The sequence below is a fragment of the Pseudomonas sp. St29 genome, assembly GCF_001547915.1.
Lineage (GTDB): Bacteria > Pseudomonadota > Gammaproteobacteria > Pseudomonadales > Pseudomonadaceae > Aquipseudomonas.
Map to the genome: position 1 here is coordinate 2,189,455 of NZ_AP014628.1, position 19,166 is coordinate 2,208,620.

At 62.4% G+C, this 19,166-nt stretch carries 20 protein-coding genes; 2 read left to right on the forward strand and 18 right to left on the reverse strand.

The annotated features are described in order from the left end of the window. The first annotated feature begins 118 nt into the window (after positions 1–118). Complete coding sequence (locus PST29_RS09985; RefSeq protein ID WP_060838329.1) at positions 119–598, forward strand: hypothetical protein; 480 nt, start codon at positions 119–121, stop codon at positions 596–598. Here the strand turns inward: PST29_RS09985 and hemN are convergent. The 16 genes from hemN to ccoN (PST29_RS10065) all read right to left on the reverse strand — a co-directional run bounded on the left by hemN (position 595) and on the right by ccoN (PST29_RS10065) (position 15,538). Continuing rightward, the gene (gene hemN / locus PST29_RS09990; protein WP_060838330.1) at positions 595–1,977 is read right to left on the reverse strand and encodes an oxygen-independent coproporphyrinogen III oxidase; all 1,383 of its coding nucleotides are present in this window, start codon (positions 1,975–1,977) and stop codon (positions 595–597) included. The two genes, PST29_RS09985 and hemN, sit on opposite strands and share 4 nt — an antisense overlap. Before the next feature lie 148 nt (positions 1,978–2,125). Further along, on the reverse strand, positions 2,126–2,809 hold the full coding sequence (locus PST29_RS09995) for a sulfite exporter TauE/SafE family protein (RefSeq protein WP_060838331.1): 684 nt from the start codon (positions 2,807–2,809) through the stop codon (positions 2,126–2,128). Further along, on the reverse strand, positions 2,802–3,032 hold the full coding sequence (ccoS, locus tag PST29_RS10000; RefSeq protein WP_060838332.1) for a cbb3-type cytochrome oxidase assembly protein CcoS: 231 nt from the start codon (positions 3,030–3,032) through the stop codon (positions 2,802–2,804). Before ccoS ends, PST29_RS09995 begins: the two co-directional genes overlap by 8 nt. A 21-nt stretch (positions 3,033–3,053) precedes the next feature. Next, positions 3,054–5,504 carry a heavy metal translocating P-type ATPase gene (locus tag PST29_RS10005; protein ID WP_060842966.1) on the reverse strand — a complete coding sequence of 817 codons (2,451 nt, stop codon included), beginning with the start codon at positions 5,502–5,504 and terminating at the stop codon, positions 3,054–3,056. A 103-nt stretch (positions 5,505–5,607) separates the two neighbouring features. After that, positions 5,608–6,144 carry a FixH family protein gene (locus PST29_RS10010; RefSeq protein ID WP_060838334.1) on the reverse strand — a complete coding sequence of 179 codons (537 nt, stop codon included), beginning with the start codon at positions 6,142–6,144 and terminating at the stop codon, positions 5,608–5,610. Between the two features lie 18 nt (positions 6,145–6,162). Further along, on the reverse strand, positions 6,163–7,578 hold the full coding sequence (gene ccoG / locus PST29_RS10015; protein ID WP_060842967.1) for a cytochrome c oxidase accessory protein CcoG: 1,416 nt from the start codon (positions 7,576–7,578) through the stop codon (positions 6,163–6,165). Positions 7,579–7,782: 204 nt separating this feature from the next. Next, the gene (locus PST29_RS10020; RefSeq protein WP_060842968.1) at positions 7,783–8,193 is read right to left on the reverse strand and encodes a type II toxin-antitoxin system VapC family toxin; all 411 of its coding nucleotides are present in this window, start codon (positions 8,191–8,193) and stop codon (positions 7,783–7,785) included. Next, entirely contained in the window at positions 8,193–8,447 is a 255-nt protein-coding gene (locus PST29_RS10025; protein WP_060842969.1) for a type II toxin-antitoxin system Phd/YefM family antitoxin, read from the reverse strand. The genes PST29_RS10020 and PST29_RS10025 overlap by 1 nt, the downstream gene beginning before the upstream one ends. 158 nt (positions 8,448–8,605) lie before the next feature. Then, positions 8,606–9,583, reverse strand: coding sequence for a cytochrome-c oxidase, cbb3-type subunit III (gene ccoP / locus PST29_RS10030; RefSeq protein WP_016966607.1), 978 nt, complete (start codon positions 9,581–9,583; stop codon positions 8,606–8,608). Further along, on the reverse strand, positions 9,580–9,765 hold the full coding sequence (locus PST29_RS10035; RefSeq protein WP_011060239.1) for a CcoQ/FixQ family Cbb3-type cytochrome c oxidase assembly chaperone: 186 nt from the start codon (positions 9,763–9,765) through the stop codon (positions 9,580–9,582). Before PST29_RS10035 ends, ccoP (PST29_RS10030) begins: the two co-directional genes overlap by 4 nt. A 5-nt stretch (positions 9,766–9,770) precedes the next feature. Continuing rightward, a complete protein-coding gene (gene ccoO, locus PST29_RS10040; protein WP_011060240.1) occupies positions 9,771–10,379 on the reverse strand; it encodes a cytochrome-c oxidase, cbb3-type subunit II in 609 nt (202 codons plus the stop codon). Next, on the reverse strand, positions 10,379–11,821 hold the full coding sequence (ccoN, locus tag PST29_RS10045; protein WP_011060241.1) for a cytochrome-c oxidase, cbb3-type subunit I: 1,443 nt from the start codon (positions 11,819–11,821) through the stop codon (positions 10,379–10,381). The genes ccoO (PST29_RS10040) and ccoN (PST29_RS10045) overlap by 1 nt, the downstream gene beginning before the upstream one ends. A gap of 495 nt (positions 11,822–12,316) precedes the next feature. Continuing rightward, positions 12,317–13,264, reverse strand: a complete 948-nt coding sequence (gene ccoP / locus PST29_RS10050) for a cytochrome-c oxidase, cbb3-type subunit III (RefSeq protein ID WP_060842970.1) — start codon at positions 13,262–13,264, stop codon at positions 12,317–12,319. Continuing rightward, positions 13,261–13,491 carry a cbb3-type cytochrome oxidase subunit 3 gene (locus PST29_RS10055; protein ID WP_047336150.1) on the reverse strand — a complete coding sequence of 77 codons (231 nt, stop codon included), beginning with the start codon at positions 13,489–13,491 and terminating at the stop codon, positions 13,261–13,263. The genes ccoP (PST29_RS10050) and PST29_RS10055 overlap by 4 nt, the downstream gene beginning before the upstream one ends. A gap of 3 nt (positions 13,492–13,494) precedes the next feature. Then, positions 13,495–14,103, reverse strand: coding sequence for a cytochrome-c oxidase, cbb3-type subunit II (ccoO, locus tag PST29_RS10060; RefSeq protein WP_016967270.1), 609 nt, complete (start codon positions 14,101–14,103; stop codon positions 13,495–13,497). Positions 14,104–14,113: 10 nt separating this feature from the next. Then, positions 14,114–15,538, reverse strand: coding sequence for a cytochrome-c oxidase, cbb3-type subunit I (gene ccoN, locus PST29_RS10065; protein ID WP_047302957.1), 1,425 nt, complete (start codon positions 15,536–15,538; stop codon positions 14,114–14,116). Between the two features lie 99 nt (positions 15,539–15,637). Here ccoN (PST29_RS10065) and PST29_RS10070 point away from each other — a divergent pair, with 99 nt between their 5' ends. After that, positions 15,638–16,333: an alpha/beta family hydrolase gene (locus PST29_RS10070; protein ID WP_060842971.1), complete on the forward strand. Its 696-nt coding sequence runs from the start codon at positions 15,638–15,640 to the stop codon at positions 16,331–16,333. A gap of 152 nt (positions 16,334–16,485) precedes the next feature. Here the strand turns inward: PST29_RS10070 and PST29_RS10075 are convergent, their stop codons facing one another. Then, positions 16,486–18,051 carry a methyl-accepting chemotaxis protein gene (locus tag PST29_RS10075; protein ID WP_060838340.1) on the reverse strand — a complete coding sequence of 522 codons (1,566 nt, stop codon included), beginning with the start codon at positions 18,049–18,051 and terminating at the stop codon, positions 16,486–16,488. A gap of 217 nt (positions 18,052–18,268) precedes the next feature. Further along, positions 18,269–19,060: a CPBP family intramembrane glutamic endopeptidase gene (locus PST29_RS10080; protein ID WP_060842972.1), complete on the reverse strand. Its 792-nt coding sequence runs from the start codon at positions 19,058–19,060 to the stop codon at positions 18,269–18,271. Positions 19,061–19,166: the final 106 nt, after the last annotated feature.

The following is a 19,166-nucleotide window of genomic DNA, read 5'->3' on the forward strand; positions in this document are numbered from 1 at the left end:
AAGGGTAACTCACGGGAGGAGGTTCCGGCCAGTCCGTGCCGTATTAACTGTGAGTCGTAAAGCAATCCTTTTGTGGGTCGATAACCTGTTAACGAAAACAACTTGGAGCGCCGCAACTATGTCCTTTGTTGGCGGTATTACTAATGGCAGCAATAACTTGCAGCCACTTTCTGAATCTTCGAAAAGCAACGATGCGGATGAACTAAGGGGTTCGCCGTTAGTTGCAGAACCTATGGTTGGAGAGGGCGTCAAAGTGTCGCTGTCGGGGGCCGGACTGAAGAAATCCTCCAGTGCTGCGGGCGATGACAGTGACATCGAGGAAAGCGGCCTGCCCGAAAATATTCAACAACTCCTCAAAATGATCAGAAAATTGCAACAACAGATTGCTGAAAAGCTGGCTCAGCTTCAGGCCGTCATGGCCGACAAGCACCTGGGGCCGGAGGAGGCCAAGGCCAGGATCGGTAGCCTGCAATCGGCCCTGGCGGCCCTCAACAGCGGATTGCTGACCGCCAACGCCTCATTGGCCAAGGCGATGAGGGAGGCCGGCTTGAGTCCCGAGCAGGTGGTGAAAGCCTCTGCTTTGCTCATGAAATCCTAGATGACCCGGGAAAAACGCTGGCGATTCTGCTGCCCCAGGTAGGCATCGAAGATCATGCATACCGAACGCACCAACAGGCGTCCCGCCGGAAGTACGGTGATGGCCTCGGGGCTTAGTTGAATCAGTCCATCGTCGTCCATTTCCTGCAAGTCTGGCCATAGTTCATTGAAATAGCCGCGAAAGTCGATATTGAAGGCTTGCTCTATATCTTCGAATTTAAGACTAAAGTTGCAGATCAGTTGTTGAATAACTTCACGGCGCAGACGGTCGTCGGCATTACAGACCAGGCCGCGACTAGTGGCCAGTTGTGCGCCTGCCAAAGCATTTTGATAGTGCGTCAGATCACTGCTGTTCTGGCAATACAGATCACCGATCTGGCTGATCGCGGAAACGCCCAAGCCGATCAGGTCGCAATGACCGTGGGTGGTGTATCCCTGGAAGTTGCGCTGCAGGGTCGACTCTTCCTGGGCGATCGCCAATTCATCATCGGGAAGGGCGAAATGATCCATGCCGATGTAGCGATAACCGGCGGCGGTCAGTTGCTCGATGGTGCGTTGCAGCATTTCCAGTTTCTCCGCCGGCGCCGGCAGCTCGCTGCCGTTGATCCGTCGTTGCGGCATGAAGCGCTCGGGAAGATGGGCGTAGTTGAACACCGAGAGCCGGTCGGGCTGCAGGCTGATGACTTCTTCCACGGTGCGGGCAAAGTGTTCCGCGGTCTGCTTGGGCAGGCCGTAGATCAGGTCGATGTTGATGGAGCGAAATTGCAGGGTGCGAGCCGCTTCGATCACCGCTCGGGTTTCCTCCAGGCTCTGCAGGCGGTTGACGGCGCGCTGCACCGCCGGGTCCAGGTCCTGTAGACCGATACTCACCCGGTTGAAGCCCAGCTCTCGCAGCAGCCCCATGGTCGACCAGTCCGCTTCACGAGGGTCGATCTCGATGCCGTAGTCGCCGGAGTCATCCTCGAGCAGGTTGAAATGCTTGCGCAGCAGCGCCATCAGCTGGCGCAACTCGTCGTGATTGAGAAAGGTCGGGGTGCCGCCGCCGAAATGCAGCTGCTCGACCCGCTGGTTGGGCGCCAGGTGGCAGGCGATCAGTTGCATCTCCTGTTCCAGGCGTTGCAGGTAGGGCAGGGCTCGGCTGCGATCCTTGGTGATGACCTTGTTGCAGGCGCAGTAGTAGCAGATGTTGGCGCAGAACGGGATGTGCACGTACAGCGACAGCGGGCGCTGGGCCTTGCGGCTGTCACGCAGGGCGTGCAGCAGATCAAAGGCACCGACCTGGCTGTTGAATTGCACGGCGGTCGGGTACGAGGTGTAGCGCGGTCCCGCCAGGTCATAGCGGCGGATCAGATCTGTGTCCCAACGAATGGCGTCGAGCATGCGGGAATTCCCCCGGATAGGCTGGCAGTGTTCGCGAGTCTAGGAGGTTAGGGGCGCGGCCATCTTGACTTGTATCAAGGGTGTTCGGGAGCTGCCGGGCTAGCGCCGGCGGGGCGTGTGGGCCCGGTTGCCGGGCAGTGCCCCGGGGTCAGTGGCCCATCAGCCAGTGCTGGTGAGGGCCGGGCAGGGTCCAGAGGCCGAAGAGGATGACCAGCAGGCCGCCGGTCAGGCGCACGCTGCGTCGACGCAACAGGGCCGTGACCCGTTCCGCCGCCAGGCCGGTGGCCAGCAGGACCGGCCAGGTGCCCAGGCCGAAGGCCAGCATCAACAGGGCACTGTCGAAGGCATTGCCCTGGCTCGCCGACCACAGCAGGGTGCTGTACACCAGGCCGCAAGGCAGCCAGCCCCACAGCGCCCCCAGGAGCAATGCACGAGGCAGGCTGGAAACCGGCAACAAACGACTGGCCACGGGCTGGATATGCCGCCATAGCCCTTTGCCAAGCCCTTCGATGCGGGTCAGGCCGCTCCACCACCCGGCGAGGTACAGGCCCATGGCGATCAGCAGCAGCCCGGCCAGTATCCGCATGAACAGCGCGACCGGGCTGTTGGCCACCGCCCAGCCGGCCAGGCCCAGCAACAGGCCGGCCAGGGCGTAGCTGAGGACGCGGCCCAGGTTGTAGGCCAGCAACAGGCGAAACCGCCGGCTGCGCTGCTCCCGGGGGATCGCCAGGGTCAGGGCGCCCATCAGGCCGCCGCACATGCCCAGGCAGTGACCGCCGCCCAGCAGGCCCAGTATCACTGCCGAAACCAGCAGGGGCGCCAGTTCAAGCATGGGGTGGTTCCGTTTTGCGGGTGGCTTCGGTGGGGGCGTCGGGCTGGCCCTTGGCTTCGTCCACCGCGGCGGTGTGGCTGGGGTCCTGATCGTCGAACAGGATGCTGTGGGCCGGACCGTCGAGGTCGTCGTACTGACCGCTGTCCACGGCCCAGAAGAAGATGTAGATGGCGATGGCCACGATCAGCAGCGCGGCCGGGATCATCACGTAAAGAGCTGGCATCTGGACTCCAGGCCCGGCGGCTCAGGCCGGCAACGGGCGGGGTTCGGGGGTGCTGGCACTGGCGGCCGACCGCGGCATGCGGGTCAGGCGCAGGGCATTGAGCACCACGGTCAGGGAACTGATGGACATGCCGACCGCGGCCCACACCGGGGTGATCCAGCCGAGGGCGGCGAATGGCAGCATCAGGCCATTGTACAGTCCGGCCCAGAGCAGGTTCTCGATAATCACCCGACGGGTCCGGCGCGCCAGGCTGAAGGCCTGCACCAGCGCGTCCAGGCGATTGGACAGGAGCACCGCATCGGCGCTGGTCTTGGCCAGGTCGGTGGCCGACCCCATGGCGACGCTGATATCGGCGGCGGCCAGCACCGGGACGTCGTTGACGCCATCGCCGAGCATCAACACTTTGCGGCCCTGTTGATGCAGTTGTTGCAATACCTGCAGTTTGTCGTCCGGACGCAGACCGCCCCGGGCCTCATCGATCTGCAGCTCGGCCGCGACGCTGGCGACCATCGGCGAGCTGTCTCCGGACAGCAGCAGGGTATGCCAGCCGCGAGCCTTGCAGGCGGCCAGGAGCGCGGGGGCGTCGCTGCGCAGCCGGTCATCGAGCACCAGCCAGGCGAGGGCGCCCTGACTGTCCCCCAGCAACAGCCACTGCCCGGCTTCGTCGGGCATGCTCGGCACCGGGCAGCCGCTGAGTTCGCAGACGAACGTCGGCTGGCCGATGCGCAGGCGCTGTTCGCCCACCAGGCCTTCCAGGCCCAGGCCCGGGCTGCTGGTGACGTCTTGCGCGGCCACCGGGGCGCGGCCGAAGGCTCGGGCGATCGGATGTTCGGAGCGGTTCTCCAGGGCGGCAGCGAGACTCAGGCAGTCATCGCTGGACAAGCGCCCCAGGGGGCGGATGGCGCGCAATGCCAGGCGTCCTTCGGTCAGGGTGCCGGTCTTGTCGAAAATCACTGTGTCGATCTGGTTCAAGCCTTCCAGCACGTGGCCGCGAGTCAGCAGCAGGCCAAGCTTGTGCAAGGTGCCGGTGGCGGCGGTCAGGGCGGTCGGGGTGGCCAGGGACAGCGCGCAAGGGCAGGTGGCGACCAGCATGGCCAGGACGATCCAGAAGGCTCGCGAGGCGTCCAGTTGCCACCACAGCAGGCCGATGGCCGCAGCCGCGATCAGCGAAAACAACAGGAACCACTGGGCCGCACGGTCGGCCACTTCGGCCAGCCGGCGTTTTTCCGCCTGGGCCCGGTCCAGCAGGCGGACGATGGCGGACAGCCGGGTGTCCTGGCCCAGGGCCTGAACCTCCACCGTCAGCGCGCCTTCGACGTTCAGGGTGCCGGCAGTGACGCTATCTCCCAGGCTGCGTGGCTGTGGCAGGTACTCGCCGGTGAGCAGGGATTCGTCGATGCTCGACTGGCCATCGAGGATCTTGCCGTCGGCCGGCAGCACCGCACCGGGGTGCACCAGCACCCGGTCGCCCAGGCGCAGTTCGGTGAGCAGGATGCGTTCACTCTGGCCGTCCTGGCCCAGGCGCAGGCAGGAGGCAGGCAACAGGTTGACCAGCTGCGCGGTGGCCGCTGCGGTGCGTTCCCGGGCCCGACGTTCCAGGTAGCGGCCGGCGAGGAGGAACAGGGCGAACATGCCGACAGCGTCGAAGTACAGTTCGCCGACACCGCTGATGGCGGTCCAGATTCCCGCCAGGTAGGCCCCGCCTATGGCCAGGGATACCGAGACATCCATGGTCAGGTGACGGGTGCGCAAGTCGCGCATGGCGCCTTTGAAGAAGGGCGCGCAGCTGTAGAAGACGATCGGGGTGGTGAGGAACAGCGCGACCCAGCGCAGGATGGTGTGCAGTTCCGGACTCAGGTCGATATTGAATTCCGGCCAGGTGGCCATGGTTGCCATCATTGCCTGGAACCACAGCAGCCCGGCGACCCCCAGCTGGCGCAGGGCCAGGCGGTTCTCGCTGGCCAGTTGTTCGGAAGCGCGGTCCGGCTGGTAGGGGTGGGCCGCGTAGCCGATGTGACGCAGTTCGCTGAGCACCTGGCTCAGCGGGAGTTGGCTGTCGGCCCAGCGCACGTGCAGGCGGTGGTTGGACAGGTTGAGACGGGCCTCGGCCACGGCCGGCAGGCTGCGCAGGTGTTTTTCGATCAGCCAGCCGCAAGCGGCGCAACTGATGCCTTCCATGAGCAGGGTGGTTTCGGCCAGTTCGCCCTGGTGACGGACGAAAGGCTGTTGCACATCGGCACGGTCGTACAGTGCCAGCTCGTCAATCAACTGCACGGGCAGGGCTTCGGGGTTGGCCGAGGCTTCGCTGCGATGGCTGTAGTAGTGCTCCAGACCGCCGGCGACTATGGCCTCGGCCACTGCCTGGCAGCCCGGACAGCAGAACTCCCGGGATTCGCCGAGCACGACGGCGGTGAACCGGCTGCCGGCGGGAACCGGCAGGGCGCAGTGGTAGCAGGGCAGTGGCGTGGTCATCGGCGATCTTTGTGGTCGGGGAAAAACTCATCGCCGGCCGCTCGACTCCAGTCCTGGAAAAAGGGTCGGAGGCGGCGGACCGGCGATGGATGACGGGGGTGAATCAGTTCAGGTCTTCCGCGCCTTGCAGCGGCTCGTCACCCAGCAGCAGGTCCTTGTCGTGGCTGACCTGTTCCTCTTCGAACATACGCCAGGTCTTGTCGCCTTCGACGCCCAGCAACTCGACGAAGCGTCGGCCTTCGACCTGGTCGTTCAACTGGCCGATGTAGCGACCGTGTTCGCTTTCGCTGCGGGCCAGGGTGATCTTGCGGTCTTTCTCCGGCTGGGTCGGCGAAATCAGGTTCAGCTCCAGGGTCTTGGGCTGGCTGTCGCCGCTCAGGCGCAGCTCCACTTCGCCCGTCAGCTCGTCCAGATGCACGCTGGCGCGCATCTTCAGGGTCTGGGCCAGCAGCTCGCGATCCAGGGAGCGGTTGATGCCCTTGCCGGCCTCGTAGTAGTTGTCGTTGACCAGGTTGTCCGGGTTGTTCACGGCAATGGTCACCATAGACAGGGTCAGGGTCACCGAACAGGCGAGAATGCCAATGATGATCCAGGGCCAGAGGTGTTTGTACCAGGGGCTGGTGGCGGTAGCTGCGGGCATGATCACTTCTCTTGGCTCTTAACGGATTTGTGGGCCGATGAATCGGCTCTTGGCTTCAACGTGGACGCTGCTGTCGTCGGCATCCTCAAGGATGAACTTCACCTCGTTGGTGGTCGAGGGCAGGTGATCCGGAGCAATCGACAGCTCCACCGGCATGCTGACGATATCGCCGGCCGCCACGTGGATTTCGCGTTTGCCCTGCAGTTTCAGATCCGGCAGGCCGGCTGCGTCAAGCACATAAGTGTGATCGCGCTGGTCCTTGTTCATGATCTTCAGGCTGTAGACGTTCTCGATCCGCCCTTCGGCGTTTTCGCGGTACAGCACGCGGTCCTTGCTGACGTCGAAACCCACCAGCGAGCGCATGAAGAATGCGCTGATCAGCAGGCTGATCATGGCCAGCAGCACCAGGGCGTAGCCAATCAGGCGTGGGCGCAGTTTATGGGTTTTCTGCCCGGAGAGGTTGTGCTCGGTGGTGTAGCTGATGAGCCCGCGGGGGTATTCCATCTTGTCCATGATGCTGTCGCAGGCGTCGATGCAGGCGGCGCAGCCGATGCATTCGATCTGCAGGCCGTCGCGGATGTCGATGCCGGTCGGGCAGACCTGGACGCACATGGTGCAGTCGATACAGTCGCCCAGGCCCTGAGCCTTGTAGTCGGCGCCTTTCTTGCGTGGACCACGGCTTTCGCCACGGCGCGGGTCGTAGGAGACGATCAGGGTGTCCTTGTCGAACATCACGCTCTGGAAGCGCGCGTAGGGGCACATGTAGATGCACACTTGTTCGCGCAGCCAGCCGGCGTTGCCGTAGGTGGCCAGGGTGAAGAAACCGACCCAGAAATACGACCAGCCATCGGCCTGGCCGGTGAAGAAGTCGATGACCAGTTCGCGGATCGGCGAGAAATAGCCGACGAAGGTCATGCCGGTGACGAAACCGATCAGCAGCCAGAGGCTGTGCTTGCTCAGCTTGCGCAGGAACTTGTTGGCGCTCATGGGCGCCTTGTCCAGCTTGATCCGCTGGTTGCGGTCGCCTTCGGTGACCTTTTCGCACCACATGAAGATCCAGGTCCAGACGCTCTGCGGGCAGGTGTAGCCGCACCAGATACGTCCCGCATAGACGGTGATGAAGAACAGGCCGAAGGCGGCAATGATCAGCAGGCCCGAGAGCAGAATGAAGTCCTGGGGCCAGAACGTGGCACCGAAAATGAAGAACTTGCGCTCTGGCAGGTTCCACCAGACGGCCTGGTGGCCGCCCCAGTTGAGCCAGACGGTACCGAAGTACAGCAGGAACAATCCGGCGCCGCCGAGCATGCGCAGGTTGCGGAACAGGCCAGTGAAGGCGCGGGTGTAGATTTTTTCCCTGGAGGCGTAGAGATCGACGCTGTTGGTCGCGTTTTTGGCAGGCGGGGTAACGTCTTGTACGGGAATCTGGTTGCTCATCATTGCATCCCACGGCAGTGGAAAAATGCCTCGGTCAGTACATGCCGACCGCGGTCAAAAGAGGTGTTGCAGTGGCGCAATGATACGCCTGTAGCTCTAGCGCAAGGGTGCGACCTTTGGTCGCGTTGGGGGAAATCAACTGATGGTGTAATGACTTGAATCAATTGACTTGTGGATTATGGACCCTTTTGCACGTCGCGCCGTTCAATTCTTCCATGGGTTGAGCAGGCGTACGCCACAGGTCTTGAAGTCCTTCACGTTGCGGGTAACCACGGTCACGCCATGGACCAGGGCGGTTGCGGCAATCAGTGCAGCGCATTCATTGCTGCGGTCCGGGACATGCAGTTGGGCGCAGCGCAAGGCCACGGCACGGTCGATGGCCAGGATGCGGCCGGCGAAGACGGGAAGAACCCGGCGCTCCAGCCAGTTGCGCAGTAGGGTGCCCTGATCCGGGTCGCGCCGCCCCACCAGCAGAATGTCCGTTTCCAGCTCTAGCACCGTGATCGCCGAGAGAAACAGGCTGGTGGTCGCGATGCCGTGGGCCCAGGCCTTGACCCCATGATTGGCCTTGGGTTTGCACAGCTCGGAGATGACGTGGGTGTCGAGCAGGAACATCAGGACAGATCTGTTTCGCGTGGAGTGTTTACTGCGTGCTCCGTGGTGAACTCGATGTCTTTGGCTTCCGGCATCGCCAGCATCTCGACGATGCTCAGGTTCAGGCCGCTGAGTTTCTGGTACGCCTCAATGCTTAGCAGTACATGGGTCGGTCTGCCACGGTCAGTGATGATGACCGGGCCTGTAAGCGCGCTTTTTTTGGCACCGCTTGTGTCCTGATTGAACTCGCGGCTGGAAAGGGTGGTGATGGTCATGCCGGGCACCTGCTTGAAGCACTCAATGTAGGAGCGTTACTACCTGGTTGCTGCCAGGAGCAATCTTCTGCCGGGGCAAACCGATGTAAGGCGTAAACAAAACGGCCCCGCCAATTCTCATTGGCGGGGCCGTCGGGTGTTGCTTTCAGGCGTCGGTCTTACTCGGCGTCGGCCTGCTTGTCACCGTGGGACAGGCTGTAGACATAAGCGGCCAGCAGGTGAACCTTGTCGTTGCCTTGCAGTTGTTCCTGCGCAGGCATCACGCCCTGGCGGCCGTAACGAATGGTCTGCTGCAGTTGCGCAAAGCTCGAACCGTAGATGAAGGCTGCCGGGTGGGTCAGGTTAGGCGCGCCCATCGCAGGGGTGCCTTTGCCTTCCGGACCGTGGCAGACCGCACAGTTGGCGGCGAACAGCTTCTGCCCATTGACCGGGTCGGCCTTGATGCCTTCCGGCAGCTTGCGGCCATCAAGGTTGGTCAGGACATAGGCGGCAACGTCGCTGACGCCTTGCTCCTTGATCACGTCCAGCCAGGCCGGCATCACCGCGTGGCGACCGCCCATGATGGTGGCCTTGATGGTTTCCGGCTCGCCGCCCCAGCGCCAGTCGGCGTCGGTCAGGTTGGGGAAGCCGTAGGCGCCCTTGGCGTCGGAGCCGTGGCAGACCGAGCAGTTGGAAGCGAACAGGCGACCGCCCATTTTCAGGGCTTGCGGGTCCTTGGCGACTTCCTCGATAGGCATGGCAGCGTACTTGGCGAAGATCGGACCGAACTTGGCGTCCGACTTGGCCATTTCCTTTTCCCACTCGTGCACGCCGGTCCAGCCGGACTGGCCGTTGGCGAATGGGGTCTGCTTCTCGTTATCGAGGTAGTTGTAGCCCGGCAGGACGCCTTTCCAGTTGCCCAGGCCCGGGTACAGCACCAAGTAACCCAGGGCGAAGACGATGGTGCCGACGAACAGCATGAACCACCATTTCGGCAGCGGGTTGTCGTACTCCTCGATCCCGTCGAAGGAGTGGCCGACCGTCTCGTCGGTCTGCTCGGCGCGCTGGCCCTTGCGGGTCGACAGCAGCAGCCAGGTCAGGGCGAAGATGGTACCCAGACTGAGGACTGTGACGTACAGACTCCAGAACGTAGTCATTCTTTGTTACTCCTAGAAGCTTGCTCGACGTGCTTGATGGCGTCGGGATCATCCGCGAACGGCAGCAAGGTTGCGTCTTCAAACTCGGACTTGCGCTTGGGGCTGAACACCCAGAGCGCCAAACCGATGAAGGCCACCATCACAACAAGGGTGCCCAGGCCACGAATCATCCCGATATCCATCTAGATCACCGTTTGCTTTTGATGATGGTGCCCAGGCCTTGCAGATAGGCCACCAGCGCGTCCATTTCGGTTTTGCCCTTCACAGCATCCTTGGCGCCGGCGATGTCTTCGTCGGTGTAAGGGACGCCGAGCGTGCGCAAGACTTCCATTTTCTTCGCGGTGTCTTTGCCGTCGAGCTTGTTTTCTACGAGGAACGGATAAGCCGGCATCTTCGACTCGGGGACGACGTTGCGCGGGTTGTACAAGTGCGCACGCTGCCAGTCATCGGAGTAACGACCGCCCACTCGGGCCAGGTCCGGACCGGTACGCTTGGAGCCCCACAGGAACGGGTGGTCCCAGACGCTTTCACCGGCCACCGAGTAGTGACCATAACGTTCGGTTTCGGCGCGGAACGGACGGATCATCTGCGAGTGGCAGCCGACACAGCCGTTGGCGATGTACACGTCGCGGCCTTCCAGTTCCAGCGCGGTGCGCGGCTTCATGCCTTCCACCGGCTTGTTGGTGACGTCCTGGAAGAACAGCGGGACGATCTGGGTCAGGCCGCCGATGCTGACGGCGATGACCATGAAGAAGGCCAGCAGGCCAATGTTCTTCTCGACTACTTCGTGCTTCATCAGTGAGCTCCAACTACAGCGATCTGAGCGGCGGCTTCAGCTTCAGCCGGGTTCGAGGCGCGAACGGTGCGGAACACGTTGTACGCCATGATCAGCATGCCGGTGGCGAAGAACGCACCGCCCAGAGCGCGGACGATGAAGCCCGGGTGGCTGGCTTGCAGCGCTTCGACGAAGGAGTAGGTGAGGGTGCCGTCGTCGTTGATGGCGCGCCACATCAGGCCTTGGGTAATGCCGTTGACCCACATCGAGGCGATGTACAGCACGGTACCGATGGTAGCCAGCCAGAAGTGGGTGTTGATCAGGCCGATGCTGTGCATTTGCTGACGACCGAAGACTTTCGGGATCAGGTGGTACAGGGCGCCGATGGAGATCATCGCTACCCAGCCCAGAGCGCCGGCGTGTACGTGGCCGATGGTCCAGTCGGTGTAGTGGGACAGCGAGTTGACGGTCTTGATCGCCATCATCGGACCTTCGAAGGTCGACATGCCGTAGAACGCCAGGGACACCACCAGGAAGCGCAGGATCGGGTCGGTGCGCAGCTTATGCCAGGCGCCCGAGAGGGTCATCATGCCGTTGATCATGCCGCCCCAGCTCGGAGCCAGCAGGATGATCGACATGGCCATGCCCAGGGACTGGGCCCAGTCCGGCAGCGCGGTGTAGTGCAGGTGGTGCGGACCGGCCCAGATGTACAGGGTGATCAGCGCCCAGAAGTGCACGATGGACAGGCGATACGAGTAGATCGGACGCTCGGCCTGCTTGGGTACGAAGTAGTACATCATCCCCAGGAAACCGGTGGTCAGGAAGAAGCCCACGGCGTTGTGGCCGTACCACCACTGGATCATCGCGTCAGTCGCACCGGCGTAGGCCGAGTAGGACTTGAAGAAGCTGACCGGCAGGGAAGCGTGGTTGACGATGTGCAGCATCGCGGTCACCACGATGAAGGCACCGTAGAACCAGTTACCGACATAGATGTGCTTGGTCTTGCGCTTGGTGATGGTGCCAAAGAACACCAGGCCGTAGGTGACCCAGACGATCGCCAGCAGGATAGCCAGGGGCCATTCCAGTTCGGCGTATTCCTTGGTGGTGGTGTAACCCAGGGGCAGGGTCACGATCGCACCGACGATCACCGCTTGCCAGCCCCAGAAGGTGAAGGCCGCGAGGCTGTCGGAAATCAGTCGCGTCTGGCAGGTTCGCTGCACGACATAGTAAGAGGTGGCAAACAATGCACATCCACCGAAGGCGAAGATCACCAGGTTGGTGTGCAGCGGGCGCAGGCGTCCAAAGGTCGTCCATGGCAGACCGAAGTTCAACTCCGGCCAGACCAGTTGCGACGCGATGAAGACACCGAGCCCCATGCCAAGGATCCCCCAGACCACCGTCATGATGGCGAACTGGCGGACTACCTTATAGTTATAAGCAGTCGGACTGATTGCTGTGCTCATTCTAAGGTTCCACGGTTTGGGTGTTTTATTAGGGATAAAAATCGGCCGCAAGTATGGAGAAAGCAGGGGGTCATTGCAACGCGCCATGACCTGGGTCAATGCGTTCCATGCCTGATTCTGCGGCCTTTCCCTATGCCGAGTAGGGACAAAAAATGCCCTCGGACAGACTGTCGCAGTGGACAGGATTCGGGGGGTGTCAGGTTGGTTGTAACCGGGTGTGTGGAAGCTGATGGATCAGCTGACAGGCGGTAAGCGAGTCGACAGCCGGTATAAACCAGCCTTTGCGGCCTGTCATCGAGCAGAAGCTTCGAACGTCACGGATACCGTTGGCCTGTGACCAGCCCTTGCCAGTCCCCATCGGGGCAAGCTTAGACCTGAATCGGATGAGTGCAAACGAAGGGGGGAGAGAGGGTGCGACACTTGGTCGCAAAGAGGCGGGGGGAAAGTTTCAAGCGGCAAGCTGCAAGTGAAATCTCGCAGCTTGCCGTTGATCCCTTACTTGTCGCTTTCAGCTTGTGGCTTGTTGCTGCTGTTGTGGGACAGGCTGTACACGTAGGCGGCCAGCAGTTGCACCTTGTCATTGCCGAGCAATTCGCTCTGCGCTGGCATGTGGCCCTGGCGACCATGACGGATGGTCTGTTGCAGTTGCGCGAGGCTGGTGCCGTAGATGAAGCCGGCCGGCTGGGTCAGGTCGGGCGCGCCCATGATCTGGGTGCCCTTGCCGTTGGCGCCGTGGCAGGCTACGCAGGTGGTGCTGAACGCTTGCTGTCCGGCTACCAGGTCGGCATCGCTGTCGGCAGGCAGGGGCAGACCGGCCAGTTCGTGACGGACATAAGCCGCTACGTTCTTCACGCCTGCTTCCTTGAGCACGTCACCCCAGGCCGGCATGGCCGCCATGCGGCCGCCCATGATGGTGGCCTTGATGGTGTCGGCACTGCCGCCCCAGCGCCAGTTGTCGTCTGCCAGGTTGGGGAAGCCGAAGGCACCCTTGGCGTCAGAGCCGTGGCACACCGAGCAGTTGGACGCGAACAGGCGTCCGCCCATCTTCAGTGCTTGCGGGTCCTTGGCTACTTCTTCCACGGGCATGGCCGCGAATTTGGCGAAGATCGGCCCAAATTTCACGTCGGCCTTGGCCATTTCCTTTTCCCATTCCTTGGTCTGGGTCCAGCCGTCTTCATAGCCCGGCAGGATGCCTTTCCAGTTACCCAGACCCGGGTAGAGGATCAGGTAGCCCACGGAAAACACCAGGGTCCCGGCGAACAGCAGGAACCACCATTGCGGCAGGGGGTTGTCGTACTCCTCGATGCCATCGAAGGCGTGGCCCATGGTCTGGTCCACGCTGCCCTTGGTTTCACCCTTGCGGGTGCCGACCAGCAGCCAGGTCAGGCCGATCAGGCTGCCGATGGTCAGTACGCAGATCCACGTACTCCAGAAGGTGGTCATGGCCGAATGCTCCTTGTTGCAGGCTCTTGAGGTTGAGCGTCATCAGTTGTGTTGCCGGCCGGTGCCGTACCCGGCATCGGGTCGTCGGCGAAGGGCAGCAGGCGTGCCTGGGCAAACTCGGGATTGCGTTTTGAGTTGAACACCCAGATCGACAGGCCGACGAAGGCGATCATCACCACCAGGGTCCCGAGCCCGCGGATCATGCCGCTATCGAGTTCAAAACCCATGGCTCACCTCTTGCTCTTGATCGCAGTGCCAAGCACTTGCAGGTAGGACACCAGGGCGTCCATCTCGGTCTTGCCCTTGAGCGTGGCGGTAGCGCCGGCGATGTCTTCGTCGGTGTACGGCACACCCAGGGTGCGCATGACCTTGAGCTTGGTTTCGGTATGGCTGCTATCCACCGGTGCGTTCACCAGCCACGGATAAGCCGGCATCTTCGACTCGGGCACGACGTTGCGCGGGTTGTACAGGTGCGCGCGGTGCCAGTCATCGGAGTAGCGGCCGCCCACTCGGGCCAGGTCCGGACCGGTACGCTTGGAGCCCCACAGGAACGGATGGTCCCAGACGCTCTCACCGGCCACCGAGTAGTGGCCATAACGTTCGGTTTCGGCGCGGAACGGACGGATCATCTGCGAGTGGCACTGTACGCAGCCTTCGCGGATGTAGATGTCGCGGCCTTCCAGTTGCAGCGCGGTGTAGGGCTTCATGCCTTCCACCGGCTTGTTGGTGACGTCCTGGAAGAACAGTGGGACGATCTGGGTCAGACCGCCGATGCTCACCGCGAAGACCATCAGCAGCATCAGCAGGCCGACGTTTTTTTCAATCGTTTCGTGTTTCATTGCGGACTCCTCAGGCCATCTGCGCAGCGGCGTTAACTTCGGCTGGCACTGCGGCACGCACGGTGCGCCAGGTGTTGTAAGCCATCAGGAACATGCCGCTGAGGAAGATCGCACCACCGACCAGTCGCACGATGAAGCCTGGGTGGCTGGCCACCAGGGTTTCGACGAAGGAGTAGGTGAGGGTGCCGTCTTCGTTGACCGCACGCCACATCAGGCCCTGGGCGATACCGTTGACCCACATCGAGGCGATGTAGAGCACGGTGCCGATGGTGGCGAGCCAGAAGTGGGTGTTGATCAGGCCGACGCTGTACATCTGCTCGCGGCCGAAGACTTTCGGGATCAGGTGGTACAGGGCGCCGATGGAGATCATCGCTACCCAGCCCAGAGCGCCGGCGTGTACGTGGCCGATGGTCCAGTCGGTGTAGTGCGAGAGGGCGTTGACGGTCTTGATCGCCATCATCGGACCTTCGAAGGTCGACATGCCGTAGAACGCCAGGGACACCACCAGGAAGCGCAGGATCGGGTCGCTGCGCAGCTTATGCCAGGCGCCCGAGAGGGTCATCATGCCGTTGATCATGCCGCCCCAGCTTGGCGCCAGCAGTACCAGCGACATCACCATGCCCAGCGACTGAGCCCAGTCCGGCAGCGCGGTGTAGTGCAGGTGGTGCGGACCGGCCCAGATGTACAGGGTGATCAATGCCCAGAAGTGCACGATGGACAAGCGGTAGGAGTACACCGGACGCTCGGCCTGCTTGGGTACGAAGTAGTACATCATCCCCAGGAAGCCCGCGGTCAGGAAGAAGCCCACGGCGTTGTGGCCGTACCACCATTGCACCATCGCATCGGTCGCACCGGCATACACCGAGTAGGACTTGGTGAAGCTGACCGGCAGTTCCAGGTTGTTGACGATGTGCAGGATGGCCACGGTGATGATGAAGGCGCCGAAGAACCAGTTACCCACATAGATGTGCTTGGTCTTGCGCTGCATCAGGGTGCCGAAGAACACGATGGCGTAGGCCACCCAGACAATGGTGATCAGGATATCGATCGGCCATTCCAGTTCGGCGTATTCCTTGGAGCTGGTGTAGCCCAATGGCAGGCTGATGGCCGCCAGGAGGATGACCAGTTGCCAGCCCCAGAAGCAGAACGCGGCGATTTTCGGCGCGAACAGCTGAGTCTGGCAGGTGCGTTGCACCGAGTAGAACGAGCTGGCAAACAGCGCGCAGCCACCAAAGGCGAAGATCACGGCGTTGGTGTGCAACGGACGTAGACGGCCGAAGCTGGTCCACGGTAGGTCGAAGTTGAGTTCAGGCCAGACCAACTGGGCAGCGAGAAAAACCCCGAGCCCCATGCCGACGATGCCCCACACCACCGTCATAATGGCGAATTGGCGGACCACCTTGTAGTTGTAGGCGGTACTGATAGAAGTGTTCATGGTTCCCCATCCACGGTTCAGCTGAAGTGAAAGCGACTGCGCACGGCAAGGCGCGCTCACTTCGTCTGGAGTTATAGGCAGACTAAAAGCGAGGCAAGCATGAGCAATGAGCACAAGGCCAGTATTGACGGGGATCAATGGGCGCAGTGCGTGCAGGAGCGCGGCTGGTTATGGGAGGTCGCCGCTGTTGCCGACCCGTTGCAAGCACCGACGCTGATCCTGGCCCACGGTGCCGGCGCGCCGATGGACAGCGGGTTCATGAACGACATCGCTGCACGCCTTGCCGGGCATGGGGTGAACGTCTTGCGCTTCGAGTTTCCCTACATGGCCCAGCGGCGCCTGGACGGCGGCAAGCGGCCGCCCAACCCGGCGAGCAAACTCCTGGAATGCTGGCGTGAGGTGCATGCTCTGGTGCGACCTTATGTCACTGGGGTCCTGGCGCTGGGCGGCAAGTCCATGGGCGGGCGCATGGCCAGCCTGCTGGCCGACGAACTGGCGGCCGACGCCCTGGTGTGCCTGGGTTATCCCTTCTATGCCGCGGGCAAGCCGGAGAAGCCGCGGGTGGCGCACCTGGCCGAACTGGCGACGCCGAGCCTGATCGTGCAGGGCGAGCGTGATGCCCTGGGCAATCGCCAGGCGGTCGAAGCCTACTCGCTGGCGCCCAGTATCGAGCTGTACTGGCTGGCGGCCGCTGATCACGATCTCAAGCCCCTGAAGGCCTCAGGCTTCACCCATGAGCAGCATCTGGAGTCTGCGTCGGCCAAGGTCGCGGCGTTCCTGCAAACACTGGCCTGATCCTGTAGGAGCGAGCTTGCTCGCGAACCCGGCCCTCGAACCTCTGAAGACTTATCGCGAGCAAGTTCGCTCCCACGGTCGTTGGGCGGCTTCGCGGGCATAAAAAAACCGCAAGCCGGAGCTTGCGGTTTTTCTCGCCAGCCCGGGCGGGCTTAACGGTTGAAACGCTCCACCAGCGAGTACTGGGTGTGTGCGGTGAGGGTCAGGGCTTCGCTGAGTGCGGCCGAGTGCTGGGCCTGCTCCGAAGTCTGGTCCGCCAGTTGCGCGATGGTGCTGATATTGCGGCTGATCTCTTCGGCCACCGAGCTTTGCTCTTCGGTGGCGGCAGCGATCTGGGTGGTCATGTCGGTGATATTGGCGACCGCTTCGCTGATGCCCACCAGCGCCTGGTCGGCTTCCAGGACTCGGGCCACGCCTTCTTCGGCCTGGCGATGACCGGCGTCCATGGTCTGCACGGCAGTGGCGGCGGTTTGCTGCAGCTTGGCGATCAGGGTGTGGATCTGCCCGGTGGACTCGCTGGTGCGCTGGGCCAACTGGCGCACTTCATCGGCGACCACGGCAAAGCCGCGACCCATTTCTCCGGCGCGTGCCGCTTCGATGGCCGCGTTCAATGCCAGCAGGTTGGTCTGGTCGGCGATGCCCTTGATCACGTCCACCACGCCGCCGATCTCGTCGCTGTCCTTGGCCAGCTGGGTCACGGTCAGGCCGGTTTCGCCCACCACCACCGACAGGCGCTGGATGGCTTCGCGGGTTTCCCCGGCGATGTCCCGGCCACGACCGGTGAGGCGATTGGCTTCCTGGGTGGCGTCGGCGGTGCGTTGCACGTGGCTGGCCACTTCCTGGGTGGTGGCGGCCATCTGGTTGACCGCAGTAGCCACCTGCTCGGTCTCGACCCGCTGACGTTCCAGGCCGCTGGAGCTGTTGTGGGCCAGGGTATCGGATTGACGAGCCTGCTCGTTGAGATGCTCGGCGGTGTCCTGCAGGCGGGTCAGGCAGGTCTTCAGGCGCGCTTCCTGGCTCAGGATCGACATTTCCAGGCGTGCCTGAGCGCCGCGGCTGTCGGTGTACATCTGGGCGATCAGCGGGTCGGAAGTGGTCTGCTCGGCCAGGCGCAACAGGCGCTTGAGGCCGCGTTGCTGCCAGCTCAGGCCCAGCAGGCCCAGCGGTACCGAGAGCGCCGCAGCCAGGGCAAAGCCCCAATGGGAGTTGAGCCAGGCGCCGATCATGAAGCTCAGTTGGCTGACCAGAATGAACGGCAGCCAGTCCTGCAGCACCGGTAACCACTTGTCACGCTTGGGAATGGCTGACTTGCCGGTGTTGATGCGTTGGTAGAGGGCTTCGGCGCGGCGTACCTGCTCGGCGGTGGGTTTCACCCGTACCGACTCGTAGCCCACCACCTGGTTGCCTTCGAACACCGGCGTTACATAGGCGTTGACCCAGTAGTGGTCGCCGGTCTTGCAGCGGTTCTTGACGATGCCCATCCATGGCAAGCCTTGTTTCAAGGTGCCCCACATGTGCGCAAACACCGCCGCCGGCACATCGGGGTGACGTACCAGGTTGTGCGGTGCGCGAACCAGTTCTTCACGGGAGAACCCACTGATCTCGACAAAGGCGTCGTTGCAGTAGGTGATCACGCCTTTGGCGTCGGTGGTGGAAATCAACCGTTGTTGAGCCGGGAAGGTACGTTCGCGCTGAGTGACAGGCTGGTTATTACGCATGGTTTTTCAATCCGCAAGGCTTTGATGGGTTGTCGGCCGCTTCAACCGATTATTGAAATTATTTTTCAATAATCGGCTCTGGGTCTTATTGGCAGAATGTGTCGCTTGCAAAAAACGCCTGCGGGTTTCAGCAGGCGTTGGCGAGGGGCTAATCATTGACCTTCTTCCTTGGCAGTCAATACTTCTGAAGTACTGGTTTGGCTAAATAACCGGCCGCTTATCCGGCCAGCATCGGATAGGTGAACAAGCCGAAATGCAGCAGATTGAGACCGAAATGAGTGGCAATCGCCGCGCTCAGGCCGCCAAAACGATAGGCCAGACCGTAGCCGACCCCGGCGATGCCCGCCAGTAGGGTCCATTGCCACCCCGCGCCCAGGTGGACCAGGCCGAACAGCAGGGCTGCGCATAGCAGCGCCAGGTTCTCGCCGTAGGGCAGCGCCTTGAAGCGTCGGCTAAGACCGCCCTGGATATAGCCACGGAACAGCGCTTCCTCCACCAGGGTCACCAGCAGCAGGTTGTTGAGCACCCACAGCCAGGCCTGATCCGGCCATTTCGGCGCCCAACTGATGATCCCCAGCAGCAGTGCGCCACCCAGCGCAGCCACGGCGCACAGGGTCAGGGCCACGGCGGTGGCATACAGCGACAGGCGCAACGAGCGTCGGCCAACGATCCACGGGCACACCAGCAGCAGCCAGAAACCGATCAGCGGCTTGTCCTGGTTCAGGTACATGGAAAACGGCACGGCATCATCGGTAAAACGTTGCGGGTCGATGGCCCGGCCGTTGTAGAAGCCGGGCAGCCAGTGCATGGCCAGGGCCAGGGCGAGCACCACGAACAGGCCGTGGCCCAGATACTGGCCGACCCGGCTGCGTTGCTGGCGCACGGCAAGGCCGGCACAGAGCAGAAGGAGGATCGAAAGGACAGCCAGCAGTCCCAATTGGCCATAGCTCAGGGCCAGTGCGTAGCCAATAGAAAGGAGTGCCAGATACATCCATGGCAGAGCGGTCATGTGGAATCCTTGTTGCGAAGAATGGGTATTGCAGAGACGTCGTCCAGCGCCGGATCTGTAGTCGTTTTTGCGACCGGTGGGTCAGTTCCGGCGGGCGGCAAGTATA

Excerpts from the sequence above, each read along its gene's own strand:
- PST29_RS09985 (WP_060838329.1), top strand. The coding sequence starts at position 119 with ATGTCCTTTGTTGGCGGTATTACTAATGGCAGCAATAACTTGCAGCCA.
- hemN (WP_060838330.1), bottom strand. The coding sequence starts at position 1,977 with ATGCTCGACGCCATTCGTTGGGACACAGATCTGATCCGCCGCTATGAC.
- PST29_RS09995 (WP_060838331.1), bottom strand. The coding sequence starts at position 2,809 with ATGCTTGAACTGGCGCCCCTGCTGGTTTCGGCAGTGATACTGGGCCTG.
- ccoS (WP_060838332.1), bottom strand. The coding sequence starts at position 3,032 with ATGCCAGCTCTTTACGTGATGATCCCGGCCGCGCTGCTGATCGTGGCC.
- PST29_RS10005 (WP_060842966.1), bottom strand. The coding sequence starts at position 5,504 with ATGACCACGCCACTGCCCTGCTACCACTGCGCCCTGCCGGTTCCCGCC.
- PST29_RS10010 (WP_060838334.1), bottom strand. The coding sequence starts at position 6,144 with ATGCCCGCAGCTACCGCCACCAGCCCCTGGTACAAACACCTCTGGCCC.
- ccoG (WP_060842967.1), bottom strand. The coding sequence starts at position 7,578 with ATGAGCAACCAGATTCCCGTACAAGACGTTACCCCGCCTGCCAAAAAC.
- PST29_RS10020 (WP_060842968.1), bottom strand. The coding sequence starts at position 8,193 with ATGTTCCTGCTCGACACCCACGTCATCTCCGAGCTGTGCAAACCCAAG.
- PST29_RS10025 (WP_060842969.1), bottom strand. The coding sequence starts at position 8,447 with ATGACCATCACCACCCTTTCCAGCCGCGAGTTCAATCAGGACACAAGC.
- ccoP (WP_016966607.1), bottom strand. The coding sequence starts at position 9,583 with ATGACTACGTTCTGGAGTCTGTACGTCACAGTCCTCAGTCTGGGTACC.
- PST29_RS10035 (WP_011060239.1), bottom strand. The coding sequence starts at position 9,765 with ATGGATATCGGGATGATTCGTGGCCTGGGCACCCTTGTTGTGATGGTG.
- ccoO (WP_011060240.1), bottom strand. The coding sequence starts at position 10,379 with ATGAAGCACGAAGTAGTCGAGAAGAACATTGGCCTGCTGGCCTTCTTC.
- ccoN (WP_011060241.1), bottom strand. The coding sequence starts at position 11,821 with ATGAGCACAGCAATCAGTCCGACTGCTTATAACTATAAGGTAGTCCGC.
- ccoP (WP_060842970.1), bottom strand. The coding sequence starts at position 13,264 with ATGACCACCTTCTGGAGTACGTGGATCTGCGTACTGACCATCGGCAGC.
- PST29_RS10055 (WP_047336150.1), bottom strand. The coding sequence starts at position 13,491 with ATGGGTTTTGAACTCGATAGCGGCATGATCCGCGGGCTCGGGACCCTG.
- ccoO (WP_016967270.1), bottom strand. The coding sequence starts at position 14,103 with ATGAAACACGAAACGATTGAAAAAAACGTCGGCCTGCTGATGCTGCTG.
- ccoN (WP_047302957.1), bottom strand. The coding sequence starts at position 15,538 with ATGAACACTTCTATCAGTACCGCCTACAACTACAAGGTGGTCCGCCAA.
- PST29_RS10070 (WP_060842971.1), top strand. The coding sequence starts at position 15,638 with ATGAGCAATGAGCACAAGGCCAGTATTGACGGGGATCAATGGGCGCAG.
- PST29_RS10075 (WP_060838340.1), bottom strand. The coding sequence starts at position 18,051 with ATGCGTAATAACCAGCCTGTCACTCAGCGCGAACGTACCTTCCCGGCT.
- PST29_RS10080 (WP_060842972.1), bottom strand. The coding sequence starts at position 19,060 with ATGACCGCTCTGCCATGGATGTATCTGGCACTCCTTTCTATTGGCTAC.